We start from the raw sequence: 14,717 nt of genomic DNA, 5'->3' as shown, positions 1-14,717 counted from the left end.
CCAGTTTTATTCCGAAAGTGGACATTCTTCTGCTTGAAATCTAAAAAATTAAAGAGAAAATAGAAATGAAAACGGGCGACAATGTGAAAGAACACCCTCAAAGATTAGAGTTACGGGAGCGTATCATCGATACTGCTCTGAAATCTTTTGCTACCCATGGTATCAAGAGCATTACAATGGATGATATTGCTGCGGCACTGGGCATCTCCAAACGTACTTTGTATGAGGTGTTTTCTGATAAAGAAACCTTACTTATGGAATGCCTCCTGAAGGCCCAGCGTGAGGGAGACGCTTACGTGAAAGATGTCTATGAAAAGGCTTCGAATGTATTGGAAGTTTTGTTAAAACTCTACCAACGGAGTATTGAGAAGTTTCACAATACTAATAAAAAGTTTTTCGAAGATATCAAGAAATACCCCAAAGTCTATGCAGAATTGATGAAGCGTCGCAACCGCGATTCTGAGGAAACGATTGCCTTCTTTAAGCTGGGTATACAGCAGGGATATTTCCGCGATGACGTAAATTTTACGATTGTAAACCTGTTAGTGCGCGAACAGCTAGACTTGCTGATGAATACGGATCTTTGCAAAGACCATTCTTTCCTGGAAGTATATGAATCTATCATGTTCACCTATCTTCGGGGAATATCAACAGAAAAGGGCGCTCGCAAACTGGAAGAATTTATCCGGGAATATCGTAAGGATCGACAGTCCAATACGGAATAAAAGAATAATCCTAATAAACATACAGATTGATTTTTATGGACAGACAACTATTTTTGGCAAGCAAGAAAATTATGTTGACTGTGTTCCTTTTATTGGCTATAGGCCATATACAGGCACAGGAGACGACAGAAACCCTAACCTTGACCCTCGACAAAGCACTGGAAATCGCACTTAGTGATAATCCTACGATAAAGGTTGCCGAAGAGGAAATAGCCCTGAAAAAAGTGGCTAACAAGGAGACCTGGCAGAGTTTGTTGCCGGAAGCCAGTATTGGTGGAACATGGAACCATACAATTACGGCGGCTCAAATGAATCTCGGCGGCCAGTCTTTTAAAATGGGTCAGGACGATTCGAATACAGTAAGCGGAACCTTGAATATCAGCTTACCGTTATTTGCCCCTTCAGTCTACAAAGCAATGTCTATGACGAAAACCGACATAGAATTGGCGGTAGAAAAATCTCGTGCTTCTAAGCAGGATCTGGTGAACCAGGTTACGAAAGCGTATTATCAGTTGATGTTGGCACAAGACTCTTATGAGGTTTTGCAGAAGAGTTATAAATTGTCGGAAGACAATTATAACGTGGTTAATGCGAAATACCAGCAGGGAGCTGTCAGCGAATTTGATAAGATTAGCGCTGAAGTACAAATGCGTAGTGTAAAGCCGAATGTCATTTCAGCGGGAAATGCCGTTACCTTATCCAAACTTCAACTGAAAGTGCTGATGGGAATAACGGAAGACTTCGATCTCAAGATTGCCGATAATCTGGCTAATTATGAGACTGATTTGTTTGCTAACCAGCTGAATGAATTGAATGAAGGTTTGGTGAACAATACCACAATGAAGCAGTTCGACTTGAACATGAAGATGCTCAATCAGAGTTTGAAATCTCTGAAAACAAACTTCATGCCGACACTGGGAATGAACTATTCTTATCAATACCAGTCATTGTATAATAATAACTGGAATGTGTTCAACTATAATTGGGGTGGAAGTTCAGCTTTGGTATTTACCCTGAATATCCCTCTTTATAAGGCCAGTAACTTTACGAAACTGAAAACCGCACGAATTCAGATCAACCAGCTAAAGGAAAACCGCACGGATACTGAGCGTAAACTGAATATGCAGATTACCAGTTACCAGAATAACATGGCAGCAAGTTCAGAGCAGGTGGTAAGTAATAAAGAGAACGTAATGCAGGCTCAGAAGGCAGTGGAAATAGCCGGGAAGCGCTATGAAGTAGGTAAAGGTACAGTGCTGGAATTGAACAGTTCCCAAGTATCATTAACTCAGGCTGAACTGACTTATAACCAATCTATTTACGACTATCTGGTATCTAAGGCTGATCTTGACCAGGTTTTGGGTCGCGACTATTCAATTAAATAAGTAAAAAAGAAAAATCACAACGATATGAAAAAAAGTATTCAATTAATTGCCCTGGTGGCAGTTGCTCTGCTGAGCTCATGCGGTGGTGGAGAGAAAGACAAGGCTACAGCTGAAAAGGTGGATGAAAAACCGAGAGTTAAACTGGCCTCTGTGACCGCACGTCCTGTAGACCAGATACAAGAATATACTGCTACTGTTCAGGCAGAAGTGAAAAACAATATTGCTCCTTCTTCTCCGGTGCGTATCGATCAGATATTTGTGGAAGTGGGTGACCGTGTATCTAAAGGTCAGAAATTGGTGCAGATGGATGCTGCCAACCTGAAACAAGCTAAGTTTCGTTTGGACAATCAGGAAATAGAGTTCAAGCGTACCGACGAATTATATAAGGTGGGCGGTACTTCCAAATCAGAATGGGATGCGGCCAAAATGGCATTGGACGTACAGAAGACAACGTATAAGAATCTGTTGGAAAATACTGCGTTGCTCAGCCCCATCAATGGTGTGGTGACAGCTCGTAATTACGATAACGGCGATATGTACAGTGGAGGTGATCCGGTGTTGGTAGTAGAGCAAATCACTCCGGTGAAACTGATGATCAACGTTTCCGAAGGCTACTTTGCGAAAGTAAAGAAGGGCGCTCCCGTGGCTGTTAAGGTAGACGTGTATGGCGATGAAGAGTTTGAAGGAACGATAAATCTGGTTTATCCGACCATTGATTCGAATACCCGTACTTTCCCTGTTGAAGTGCGTTTAACTAACCGTGACCAGAAAGTCCGTCCGGGTATGTTTGCACGTGTAACACTGAACTTCGGAACACAGGAGCACGTAGTTGTGCCCGATTTGGCTATTGTGAAACGTGCCGGTTCCGGCGACCGCTATGTATATGTATATAAGGACGGAAAAGTTTCTTATAACAAAGTTGAACTGGGACGTCGTATGGATACGGAATATGAGTTGATTTCCGGTGTGGATAACAATTCGCAGGTGGTCGTTGCAGGACAGTCCAAGTTGGCTGATGGCGTAGAAGTAGAAGTCGAGAAATAATTATTAATTATGAATTATTAATTATGAACTACCGTGCGGCATGATAGCGCAGCCAATTCATAATTAATAATTAAAAATTCATCATTAAATAACATGAGTTTATACGAAGGAGCGGTTAAAAAACCGATTATGACCTCGCTCTGCTTTTTGGCAGTAGCGATATTTGGTCTGTTCTCTTTGTCAAAATTACCGGTGGACCTTTACCCGGATATCGAGACCAACACCATCATGGTGATGACTTCCTATGCGGGAGCCAGTGCGTCGGATATTGAGAACAACGTGACCCGTCCGTTAGAAAATACGCTGAACTCTGTCAGCAACCTAAAGCATATTACTTCCAGATCTTCAGAAAATATCTCTGTGATTACACTGGAGTTTGAATATGGATATGATATAGATGTGCTGACGAATGATGTACGCGATAAACTGGATATGGTAAGCTCTCAGCTTCCCGATGAAGTGGAGACACCTATTATCTTTAAGTTCAGTACGGACATGATTCCTATCCTGCTGCTTTCCGTTCAGGCGGAAGAAAGTCAGCCGGCACTTTATAAAATATTGGATGACAACATCGTGAATCCTCTGGCACGTGTGCCGGGTGTGGGTACGGTGTCTATTTCCGGTGCACCCAAACGTGAGGTGAATGTTTATTGCGATCCTAACAAACTGGATGCTTATAATCTTTCAGTGGAGACCATTAGTTCTATTATTAGTGCTGAAAACCGCAATACACCGGGTGGTACCTTCGATGTGGGAAACAATACCTATTCACTTCGTGTAGAGGGAGAGTTTAAGGACCCCAAGGAGATGGAGAATATCGTAGTAGGTACGCACAATGGAGCTTCCGTTTATTTGCGCGATGTGGCAACAGTGGTAGACTCTGTGGAAGAACGTGCGCAAAAGACGTATAGTAATGGTGTACAAGGTGCTATGATTGTGGTACAGAAGCAATCCGGTGCCAACTCTGTGGCTATTTCTCAGAAGGTTATCGATATGCTGCCGCAGTTGCAAAAATCGTTGCCGAGTGACGTGAAACTGGGTATTATTGTCAATACTTCCGATAACATTCTGAATACCATTGACAGTTTGGAAGAGACTATCATGTACGCCATGCTATTCGTAATTCTAGTGGTATTTGTATTCTTGGGACGTTGGCGTGCTACGGTTATTATCTGTATCACTATCCCAATGTCATTGGTAGCCTCATTCATCTATTTGGGTATTATAGACGGCGGTTCGCTGAATATTATTTCGCTTTCTTGTCTTTCCATTGCTATCGGTAATGTGGTGGACGATGCTATTGTAGTGCTTGAGAATGTGACGACCCATATTGAACGAGGGTCCGAGCCGAAGCAGGCGGCGGTTCATGCCACGAATGAGGTGGCCATCTCCGTAATTGCCTCGACACTGACCATGATTGCGGTATTTTTCCCGCTGACTATGGTGAGCGGTATGTCCGGTGTATTGTTTCGCCAGTTGGGTTGGATGATGTGTGTGATCATGACCGTTTCTACCATTTCGGCTTTGTCATTTACGCCGATGATGTGTGCACAACTCCTGCGCTTGCAGAAGAAGCAGAGCAAGATGTTCATTGCATTTTATAGGCCGATTCAACGTGGACTCGATGCTCTCGATGTGTGGTATCAGAACCGTTTGAACTGGGCTGTACGCCATCGCATCACTATTATGGTCGGTTGTGCTACTTTCTTTGTAGCAAGTTTGTTTTGTGCTAAGTATATTGGTACGGAGTTCTTTCCGGCGGCTGATAATAGCCGTATCGGTGTGAACTTGCAACTTCCCATCGGTGCCCGTGTAGAGCGTGCGCAAGCGCTGGCTTCGGAACTGACGGAAAAGTGGATGAAACGTTACGAAGGTGTGATGAGGGTTTGTAATTATACTGTGGGACAGGCTGATTCGGATAATACTTTTGCTTCCATGCAGGACAACGGTAGTCATATTATCAGCTTTAACATCAGTTTGGTGAGCCCGGGCGACCGTAAAGTCAAATTGGAAACGGTCTGTGATGAGATGCGTGAAGACTTGAAGGCCTATCCCGAGTTGGATAAGGCACAGGTAATTTTGGGTGGTAGTACCGGTGGTATGAGTGCCCAGGCCAGTGCCGACTTTGAAGTATATGGTTATGATTTTACCGCTACGGATAAAGTCTCGGCCGAACTGAAAGAGAAACTGCTGAATGTAAAAGGAGTGAGTGAAGTAAACATCAGCCGTCAGGATTATCAACCTGAATATCAGGTAGACTTCGATCGTGAGAAACTGGCATTACATGGACTGAATCTCTCCACTGCTTCCGGTTATCTGCGTAACCGTGTGAACGGAGCATTGGCTTCTTATTATCGTGAGGATGGTGATGAGTACGACATCCGTGTACGTTATGCTCCTGAGTTCCGTACAAAGATTGAAGATTTGGAGAACATCCTTATTTATACACCTTCCGGTGAAGGTATCCGTGTGAAGGACCTTGGTAAAGTAGTTGAGCGCTCGGCTCCTCCTACTATCGAGCGTAAGGACCGTGAACGTATTGTGACAGTATCCGCCGTTATTTCCGGAGTTCCGTTGGGCGACGTGGTGGCTGATGGTAATGCCATTGTCGATAAGATGGACTTGCCGAGCGGTATTTCTATCCAGATTTCGGGTTCGTACGAGGACCAGCAGGACTCGTTCTCAGACTTGGGCACGCTGGCTGTACTGATTATCATTCTGGTATTTATTGTAATGGCCGCTCAGTTTGAGTCTTTGAGTTATCCGTTTATTATCATGTTCTCCATTCCATTTGCATTCAGCGGTGTATTGATGGCACTCTTCTTTACGGGCACCAACCTGAACGTAATGAGTTTGCTGGGTGGAATCATGTTGATTGGTATTGTGGTGAAGAACGGTATCGTGTTGATTGACTACATCACACTCTGTCGCGAGCGTGGTATGGCGGTACTTCACTCTGTGGTTACGGCAGGTCGTAGCCGTCTGCGTCCGGTATTAATGACCACGCTGACTACTATCCTCGGTATGGTGCCGATGGCTGTAGGGCAAGGTGAAGGTGCTGAGATGTGGCGTCCGCTGGGTGTGGCCGTAATTGGTGGTCTGACAGTATCTACCATCTTGACGCTGATTCTGGTTCCCGTGCTTTATTGTTCATTTGCCGGTATTGGTATCAGACGTAACCGTCGTAAGATTAAGAAAGACCGTGAACTGAATGATTACTATCAGGCTCATAAGGAGAAGATGACGAAACCGAAAAAACAGTGATAATAATTATGAATTATGAGTTATGAATTATGAATAGCCGTACAGTGTTCATTGTTTTCTGACTCATAATTCATGATTCATAATTTATAATTCATAATTAATCAACATGAAATCCGTATTTATAACATTCGACCAGGCGTTCTTTGAGCGCATCATGGCGTTACTCGATCGCCAGGGTTGCCGTGGATTCAGCTATTGGCAGCAAGTACAGGGACGTGGTAGCAAGACGGGCGAGCCGCACTATGGTAGTCATGCATGGCCCAGTATGTGCTCTGCTATTATTACTATTGTAGACGAAGCTAAAGTTGACCCATTGCTTGATGCACTCCATCTGATGGACGAGGAGACTCAGCAACTCGGGCTCCGGGCATTTGTCTGGAACATTGAGAAGACGATATAATCTGAAGAAGGTGGTTCTTCAGAGTGAGTGGAAACACTTTCTTGGGAATCTGATAGAGGGAAATCTTACAAAACGTGAAGATTTCCCTCTCTTTTTATGTCTTTTCTCTATCTTTGCAAATCCTTTACGGACAACATGGAAAAGAATTATCTGAAATATACTTGCATTTGGGCATTGATTATATTGGCGGGCTTGTTACTGATGTACTTCCTGCCCGGTTTTACGGTAGGTGAACACGTGATGAGGCGTGTCGACTTGCTGGGTGATGTGCGTATTCAGAAAGAACTTACGGAAGAACCGGACAGTTTGCTTCCGCTTCCGCCGAAGGTGAAACCGGCTTTTGTGGATACTTGCCGTGCGGGTATGACGTGCATTGAAGACTACAGCGACTCCACTCTTCGCGGCATGACACCTTTTTACCGGGCTTTGGATGAATTGACACAACGTCCCCGCCAGGTACGTATTGCAGTTTTCGGAGATTCCTTCATTGAAGCGGATATTCTTACTGCGGATTTGCGCGATATGTTGCAGAATAAATATGGTGGTTGCGGAGTAGGCTTTGTTACCATTACTTCTATGACCAGCGGATTCCGTCCTACCGTGCGCCATTCGTTTGGTGGTTGGCAAAGCCATTCTGTAATGGATTCTACTTTCTTTGACCGCAAGAAGCAAGGTATTTCCGGACATTACTTTGTTCCCCGTCCCGGTGCTTATGTGGAACTGAAGGGACAGAATAAATATGCTTCCCATCTGGATACCTGTGAACAGGCTTCTATCTTCTTTTATAGTAAAGGAGAAGTTACCCTTTCTGTGAATGTCAACCGGAATGAAAAGCAAACCCGTACTTTCCTGGCTACAGATGATTTGCAGGAAATGCAAGTGGATGGAAACATTGGTTCTGTCCGTTGGACGGTTGATGAGGCGGATTCTACCTTATTCTATGGTTTGGCTATGGATGGTAAAAAAGGAATTATCCTGGATAATTTCTCTTTGCGCGGCAGTTCGGGCTTATCCTTGCGTTCTATTCCTGTGTGGATGATGCACGAATTTAATGAGCAGCGTCCTTACGATCTGATTATTTTGCAATATGGATTGAACGTTGCTACTGAACGTGGGCGGAATTATGACAAATACATTGCAGGTATGCAGACTACTATTGATCATTTGAAGGATGCATTTCCACAAGCAGGTATCTTGATAGTCAGCGTAGGTGACCGGGATTATAAGACGGAAGATGGCACTCTACGCACAATGCCCGGTATTAAAAATCTGGTGCGTTACCAACAAAACTTGGCGGCAGATAACGACATTGCTTTTTGGAATATGTTCGAAGCAATGGGAGGAGAGGGAAGTATGGCAAATTTGGTACATGCCAAGCCTTCTTTGGCGAATTACGACTATACGCATATTAATTTCCGGGGAGGTAAGCATTTGGCAGGCCTGCTTTATGAAGCGCTTGTGTATGGAAAGGAACAGTACGACAGGAGGAGGGCTTATGAAGCGGAATAATAGAATAAAAATCGTATTGGAAGTTTCAAAAGCATATTTTTCATCCGCAGATAACACGGATAACGCAGGTTTTAAATATAAGAATCCGTGTCATCCGTGTTATCTGCGGATGAAAAATCTCTTTATCACAACTTTGTTTCTTCTATGCTTTTTCCCGCTCCATGCCCAGGACCCTATTCCATCCTGTCCTCTAATTAGCAAAGTCACAGCAAATTGTGACACACTTCGTTCCTATTCCCAGCGTACGGATACTGTTTCCGTTCCTCAAATAGCTTTTCCTTCCGGCTTTCAGCAACTTGGTGAAAATGAGTTGACGGATAGCCTTGGCATCCTCAATCCTTTTTGGGAAAAGTTGCGTCTGTTACATGCCGGCTTTTCTACAGATACCATCCGTATCGTACATATCGGTGACAGCCATATCCGTGGGCGTATCTTGCCCCGCACTACCGGAACGCTGCTGACAGAAACTTTTGGTGCTATCTCTTATACTGATATGGGTATCAATGGTGCTTTTTGTACCACCTTTACCCGTCCCGACCGTATTTCTGATATTGCCGCCCTGCATCCCGACCTGGTTATACTTTCTTTCGGGACGAACGAAAGCCATAACCGACGTTATAACCCCCTGTTGCACTACCGACAAATGGATGAACTGGTGCGTATGCTTCGCGACAGTCTGCCCAATGTACCCTTACTGATGACAACTCCTCCCGGTTCCTACGACAGTTTCCGGAAAAGTCGTCGTCGCCGCACCTATTCCATTAATCCCCGTACTGCTATTGCCGTAGAAACCATGCGTCGCTTTGCTGATGACAACGGTCTTGCCGTGTGGGATATGTACGAAGCGGTGGGAGGGAGACAGCGTGCTTGTCTGAACTGGCAGGAAGCAAAATTGATGCGTCCGGACCATGTACATTATCTTCCCGAAGGATATGTGCTGCAAGGTGAATTGTTTTATCAAGCTCTTTTAAAAGCCTATAATGATTATGTGGGATATTGACTTTAACCGTCTGCGAGACGTATTCGTTTATGACCCGCAAGCGCCGATGATATTCAGTAGCGGCATTTTCTTGTGGTTGTTTGCAGCATTTATACTGGTTTATCTGCTGTTGCAACGCCGTCTGACTGCCCGCTTGTTGTTTGTTACCGCATTCTCCTATTATTTTTATTATAAAAGTAGCGGAACTTACTTTTTCCTGCTGGCACTTGTCACGGTAAGCGATTTCTTTATTGCCCGTTTTATGGCAGGTACTTCCGTAGGCTGGAAACGTAAGGCAAGTGTTGTGCTTAGCCTTGCTATTAATCTTGGTTTGCTTGCATACTTCAAATATACTAATTTTCTGGGAGATGTCTTTGCCTCGCTGGTAGGCGGTACGTTCCATCATTACGATATATTCCTCCCTGTGGGTATTTCTTTCTTTACTTTCCAGTCACTTAGCTATACCATCGATGTTTATCGCAAAGATATAACCCCTCTTACCAATTTGCTGGATTATGCTTTTTACGTATCCTTTTTCCCGCAGTTGGTGGCAGGCCCTATTGTGCGTGCCCGTGATTTTATCCCACAGATACGCCGCCCTTTGTTCGTATCCCATGAGATGTTCGGAAGGGGGATATTCCTGATTGCAAGCGGTCTGTTTAAGAAAGCGATTATTTCGGATTATATCAGTGTGAACTTTGTAGAGCGTATTTTTGATAATCCTACGCTCTATTCCGGAGTAGAGAATCTGATGGGTGTTTATGGATATGCCTTGCAAATCTATTGCGACTTTTCCGGATACAGTGATATGGCTATCGGAATAGCCTTGTTGTTAGGTTTTCATTTTAATAAGAACTTTGACTCTCCTTATAAGTCCGCTTCCATTACAGAGTTTTGGCGGCGATGGCACATTTCGCTTTCCAGTTGGCTGAAAGATTATCTCTATATATCTTTGGGTGGAAACCGGAAAGGAAAGATTCGCCAGTATGCCAATCTTGTCATTACCATGTTTTTGGGTGGTTTGTGGCATGGCGCTTCTTGGAATTTTGTCGTTTGGGGATTGTTCCATGGCATTGCTTTGGCGGCACATAAATTCTGGATGACGTTGACTGGAAGAAAGAAGGGAGAAGAAAGCCAGGGCATCCGCCGTTTCTTCGGTATACTGATCACATTCCACTTTGTTTGTTTCTGCTGGATATTCTTCCGCAATGCGGACTTTTCCACTTCATTGGATATGCTCAAACAGATCTGTACCACTTTCCGTCCGCAACTTTTCCCACAACTGATTGCGGGTTATTGGGAAGTGTTTGCACTGATGGCATTGGGTTTCTTCCTGCATTTCTGCCCCGACCGTTGGGAGAATGCTTGCTGTAAAACAGTAATCCGCCTCCCCCTGATGGGAAAGGCGGTTCTGATGCTTGCTTTAATTTACTTGGTAATCCAGATGAAGAGTACGGAGATTCAGCCTTTCATTTACTTCCAGTTCTAAAATTTCTCCTCTCCCTTCATCGGGAGAGGTTTCTAATCCACCTCTATTTCATCAATGAACATATAAGCTGCTTTTCCTTCGCCTGCATGTCCTTTTGGCAAGGCAGGGCTTCGCTTGATGACAACTTTCACATACCGTGCTTTCACCGGATCGAAAGTTATCTCATAGTTTTCCACACCTTTCTTATCAATATTTGTTTCAGCCGGAATATCTTTAACGGCTACTTCGCGGAACTCTTTGTTATCATCAGATACAGAGACTACCAATCCTGTGCTTCCCATAATCCAGGCACTCATGTCGACAATAGCATTCGTAGCCACCCGCTTGATTTCTGTTTCCTGTCCCAGGTCGATGATGGCTTCCACATCACCACCTACAAAACCTAACCAGGCTCCGGTGGCATAGCTATCATTCCCCTTCATACCGTCTACCAAGGTGATGGCACCTCCGAATTTATACTTTTCCGAAGGCTGGAAGGTCAGCTCGATAGGACAATATGTAGCTTTATTGAAAGAAATCTTCTTATTCACCACTTTGCTCTTTCCTTCCGGGCGGATAACCACTGCCTGGAAATCTGCTGTTTCGGTAATGGAAACAGGCTCTGTATATTTCAATGAAGCTGTGGTCGGTTCGGTTCCATCTAATGTATAATAAATAGGAGCGTCATCAATAGTACTCAATGTAACTACTACTGCTTTCTTGGCAACATCCGGTGTGAAGTCTACCTTCAAGTCGAATACATGCTTGGCATAGTTGAAGCCATCTCTTTGATAGAACTTCATCAAGCGTGCCAGACGTTTAGTGAAATCTTTGAAATCTTTCTTTTCGGGTTGCGTCCATTGTACTTCGGCAAGGGCGGCCATACGGGGTAATATCATGTATTCCACGTGTTCGGAGGAGTGGATATACTCTGTCCAGAGATTAGCCTGAGCACCGAGAATATGCTTGCTTTGTTCTTCTGTAAGTGCTGCCGGTACGGGTTCCAGACTATATACTTTTTCGATGGGAACATATCCACCGATACCGAGCGGTTCATCCTTAGTGTCTGCTGTCTGATAATAGTCGAAATAGCAGAAAGAGGTCGGAGTCATGATAACATCGTGTCCCAGTTGTGCGGCTTTGATACCGCCTTCCATACCGCGCCATGACATTACGGTTGCGTTAGGAGCTACGTCGCCTTCCAATATTTCATCCCAACCGATGATCTGGCGTCCTTTGCTATTCAGGAACTCTTCGATGCGTGTCATGCAATAACTTTGCAGACGGTCTTCGGCAGTATGGTTCTTATCCGCTTTCAGTCCTTCCGCTTTGATACGTGCCTGGCATTTCGGGCATTTTTCCCAACGGGTACGTGGAGCTTCGTCACCACCGATATGAACATACTTCGACGGGAAGATCTCAATGATTTCACTCATTACATCTTCCAGGAATTGCATCGTCTGGTCGTTACCAATGCAGAGCACATCTTCAAATATACCCCAACGCGGACATACTTCGTACGGACCACCCGTACATCCCATTTCAGGGTAAGCGGCTAATGCGGCAAGCATGTGTCCGGGCAGGTCTACTTCCGGAATTACCGTAATGTAACGTTCCTGTGCATATTTCACGATCTCTTTCGCTTCTTCCTGGGTAAAGAAACCACCATACGGCGTATTGTCATACTCCTGTGTGTTTCTTCCGATTACCGTACGACTGCGCTGGGAACCTATTTCCGTAAGTTTCGGATACTTCTTAATCTCGATGCGCCAGCCTTGGTCGTCCGTCAGGTGCCAGTGGAAAGTATTCATGTTGTGCAGTGCCAGTAAGTCTATATACTTCTTCATGAATTCTTTGGGGAAGAAATGACGTCCTACGTCGAGATGCATGCCGCGGTAACTGAAACGCGGTTCGTCCTTAATTTCACCCGCCGGTATCAGGATGGTTGCTCCTTTGGCTTCGGCGGGAATGGACTTGCGTAAAGTCTGGATGCCATAGAACACTCCGTTTTCGGTTTGGCCGTTGATGCTGATACCTTCGGGGGTGGTAGTCAGCACATAGCCTTCCTTGTTTGCAATGCCTGGGTCGAGTCCCAGTACAATTGCATTTTTTACTTGTTCTCCTGCTACGATGGCCTTTGTCTTCGGTGCATAGTTCGTGGCTTGTTGGATGTACTCCGACAGGAACTCAGCATTGCGTTGCAGTAAGGCATTGTTTTCCGGATAAGCGATGAGAACATTTTCGTTCAGTTTGAACGGGGTTTCCTGGGTTAAGCTTACCTCTTGGGGGAGAGGTATCACTTGGTAGTTAGCTTCTTTCTCCGCGGTACACGAAGCGCATGCCAAGGCGAGAGCACTTGCAAGAAGTGCGTGGTTAAGTTTTCTCATGGTGTTAGTATTTAATTGATTCGTGTACAAAGTTATCAAATAAATGCTAAAAACCTATACTAACCAGTTGTATTGTTTTGTTTTCTTACGGTGTAAGAGGGTTTTGTTCATGCTTGTACAGTAATGAATGAATAGATACGCGGACGACACGGATAAGGCGGACGAACGCGGACTTTAATTTATCATTTATAATATTTTTAAATCCGCGTTCGTCCGCCTTATCCGTGTCGTCCGCGTACCCATTTAATTCATAACCCATCTATAATGGATGGAAGATTGCTAATGGAGCTTTTATTAGCTTATTGATAATCAGCTAATAGCATTTACCGACGGCTTGCTGTAGGATGTAAAAGCATTTACTGCCGTATGTAACGGCCTTTACCCCTTATTGTAACGACCTTTACCTCGGTATGTAACGGTCTTTACTTCGGCATGTAAAGGGAGTTACCGTGCGGGGTTAACAAAGTTACCATTTGGAGTAAACTGAATTTCCATGAAAGGAACAACCGTGTACTTATAAAGGTGAAGTAAGATAACTCATATCGGGATGAAAAGGGAACAAGTTGTACCAATAAGTTTCATTATATTCTTTTTGCCCTGTATTCTTTTGGCGACATCCCCGTATGCTTCTTGAAGTATCGTCCGAAGAACGACTGGTCGGGAAAATTATACCGGTCGGCTATTTCTTTCAGTGAGAGATTGGTGGATTGCAGGGCAACTTTGATTTCCAATGTGAGGAACTCATCGATGATTTCTTTAGCGGAAATCTGACCTATCTCTTTAGTAATGGCAGAAAGGTAGCGTGTAGAAATACAAAGTTGCTCGGCATAAAAGGCTACATCCCGCTGCATGGTACAATTGCTGTGTACCAGGTGAATGAACTTTTTGAACAGTTGCCCTTTCCGGTTGCCTCCTTCCAATTGTTCCTTCGTGAAGTATCTCTGCACCTTATCATACGTATCCAGAAAAAATATCTGAAGCAGGTTTTGGGCAATGCTCTCGCGGAACTGGTTTTCCTTATCGGCATAAATAGCAGCACTTGCCTCTATCATTCTCAGGATGGGACGTATTGTTTCGGGTCTGGTATGTGTATAACAGGAATTTTCCTTCATGAAATGCATGAATGCCGGATCCAGTCGGAAACAGGCCACCTTCATCATCTCGCCTGAATAAGCGAAATAGTGTATCCGGAAGTCCGGACTGGCCGATCTGAGCGAAAGGATAGAGCCGGGCAACAGCATGATATTCGTATTCGGTATAATGTGATGCTTCTCCAGATCTATGGTGATTTCCGCTTCTCCGCTGGAACAGAACAAAAGGACTCCGTTTGTCAGTTTGATGAGCCGGTTGTGGTAAAACTCCAGATTATCGGTCCCGGATCTGAAGGTTTCTGCTTTCGTAGTTAATAATGAATTCATACTTTATCTTTTTAAAGTTTTGCTGGAACAAAGGTAGAAGTTCTTTTTGGAATGTTAAGCAAACCGTTCCGAAAATGAACAAAGGAGTGCGACAAATGAAACAAGTTGTTGTTCAAAAACGGCATACCTTTGCCGCCG

The 14,717-nt window shown here is 44.4% G+C and carries 10 protein-coding genes; 8 read left to right on the top strand and 2 right to left on the bottom strand.

The window, feature by feature from the left end; all coding sequences use genetic code 11:
• Window positions 1-65: 65 nt before the first annotated feature.
• The 8 genes from DWW10_RS11650 (at window position 66) to DWW10_RS11615 (ending at window position 10,795) form a co-directional block, all read left to right on the top strand.
• Entirely contained in the window at window positions 66-725 is a 660-nt protein-coding gene (locus DWW10_RS11650) for a TetR/AcrR family transcriptional regulator (protein WP_118421720.1), read from the top strand.
• Window positions 726-760: 35 nt separating this feature from the next.
• The gene (locus DWW10_RS11645; protein WP_118421721.1) at window positions 761-2,110 is read left to right on the top strand and encodes a TolC family protein; all 1,350 of its coding nucleotides are present in this window, start codon (window positions 761-763) and stop codon (window positions 2,108-2,110) included.
• 24 nt (window positions 2,111-2,134) lie between these two features.
• Complete coding sequence (locus DWW10_RS11640) at window positions 2,135-3,154, top strand: efflux RND transporter periplasmic adaptor subunit (protein WP_118421722.1); 1,020 nt, start codon at window positions 2,135-2,137, stop codon at window positions 3,152-3,154.
• Window positions 3,155-3,247: 93 nt separating this feature from the next.
• Entirely contained in the window at window positions 3,248-6,418 is a 3,171-nt protein-coding gene (locus DWW10_RS11635) for an efflux RND transporter permease subunit (RefSeq protein WP_118421723.1), read from the top strand.
• Between the two features lie 106 nt (window positions 6,419-6,524).
• Window positions 6,525-6,818: a PG0541 family transporter-associated protein gene (locus DWW10_RS11630; protein ID WP_118421724.1), complete on the top strand. Its 294-nt coding sequence runs from the start codon at window positions 6,525-6,527 to the stop codon at window positions 6,816-6,818.
• A gap of 135 nt (window positions 6,819-6,953) precedes the next feature.
• Window positions 6,954-8,327, top strand: a complete 1,374-nt coding sequence (locus DWW10_RS11625) for an SGNH/GDSL hydrolase family protein (RefSeq protein WP_118421744.1) — start codon at window positions 6,954-6,956, stop codon at window positions 8,325-8,327.
• Entirely contained in the window at window positions 8,281-9,327 is a 1,047-nt protein-coding gene (locus DWW10_RS11620) for an SGNH/GDSL hydrolase family protein (protein WP_409012361.1), read from the top strand. The genes DWW10_RS11625 and DWW10_RS11620 overlap by 47 nt, the downstream gene beginning before the upstream one ends.
• A complete protein-coding gene (locus DWW10_RS11615; protein ID WP_118421725.1) occupies window positions 9,308-10,795 on the top strand; it encodes an MBOAT family O-acyltransferase in 1,488 nt (495 codons plus the stop codon). Before DWW10_RS11620 ends, DWW10_RS11615 begins: the two co-directional genes overlap by 20 nt.
• 32 nt (window positions 10,796-10,827) lie before the next feature.
• Here the strand turns inward: DWW10_RS11615 and DWW10_RS11610 are convergent, their stop codons facing one another.
• Together DWW10_RS11610 and DWW10_RS11605 are read right to left on the bottom strand one after the other, a co-directional pair.
• Window positions 10,828-13,161 carry a glycoside hydrolase family 20 protein gene (locus tag DWW10_RS11610; RefSeq protein WP_118421726.1) on the bottom strand — a complete coding sequence of 778 codons (2,334 nt, stop codon included), beginning with the start codon at window positions 13,159-13,161 and terminating at the stop codon, window positions 10,828-10,830.
• 581 nt (window positions 13,162-13,742) lie between these two features.
• A complete protein-coding gene (locus DWW10_RS11605) occupies window positions 13,743-14,579 on the bottom strand; it encodes a helix-turn-helix domain-containing protein (RefSeq protein WP_118421727.1) in 837 nt (278 codons plus the stop codon).
• Window positions 14,580-14,717: the final 138 nt, after the last annotated feature.

This window comes from Bacteroides intestinalis, assembly GCF_003464595.1.
Taxonomy (GTDB): domain Bacteria; phylum Bacteroidota; class Bacteroidia; order Bacteroidales; family Bacteroidaceae; genus Bacteroides; species Bacteroides intestinalis_A.
This window is presented reverse-complemented; position numbering and strand designations above follow the sequence as displayed.

Excerpts from the sequence above, each read along its gene's own strand:
- DWW10_RS11650 (WP_118421720.1), top strand. The coding sequence starts at position 66 with ATGAAAACGGGCGACAATGTGAAAGAACACCCTCAAAGATTAGAGTTA.
- DWW10_RS11645 (WP_118421721.1), top strand. The coding sequence starts at position 761 with ATGGACAGACAACTATTTTTGGCAAGCAAGAAAATTATGTTGACTGTG.
- DWW10_RS11640 (WP_118421722.1), top strand. The coding sequence starts at position 2,135 with ATGAAAAAAAGTATTCAATTAATTGCCCTGGTGGCAGTTGCTCTGCTG.
- DWW10_RS11635 (WP_118421723.1), top strand. The coding sequence starts at position 3,248 with ATGAGTTTATACGAAGGAGCGGTTAAAAAACCGATTATGACCTCGCTC.
- DWW10_RS11630 (WP_118421724.1), top strand. The coding sequence starts at position 6,525 with ATGAAATCCGTATTTATAACATTCGACCAGGCGTTCTTTGAGCGCATC.
- DWW10_RS11625 (WP_118421744.1), top strand. The coding sequence starts at position 6,954 with ATGGAAAAGAATTATCTGAAATATACTTGCATTTGGGCATTGATTATA.
- DWW10_RS11620 (WP_409012361.1), top strand. The coding sequence starts at position 8,281 with ATGGAAAGGAACAGTACGACAGGAGGAGGGCTTATGAAGCGGAATAAT.
- DWW10_RS11615 (WP_118421725.1), top strand. The coding sequence starts at position 9,308 with ATGATTATGTGGGATATTGACTTTAACCGTCTGCGAGACGTATTCGTT.
- DWW10_RS11610 (WP_118421726.1), bottom strand. The coding sequence starts at position 13,161 with ATGAGAAAACTTAACCACGCACTTCTTGCAAGTGCTCTCGCCTTGGCA.
- DWW10_RS11605 (WP_118421727.1), bottom strand. The coding sequence starts at position 14,579 with ATGAATTCATTATTAACTACGAAAGCAGAAACCTTCAGATCCGGGACC.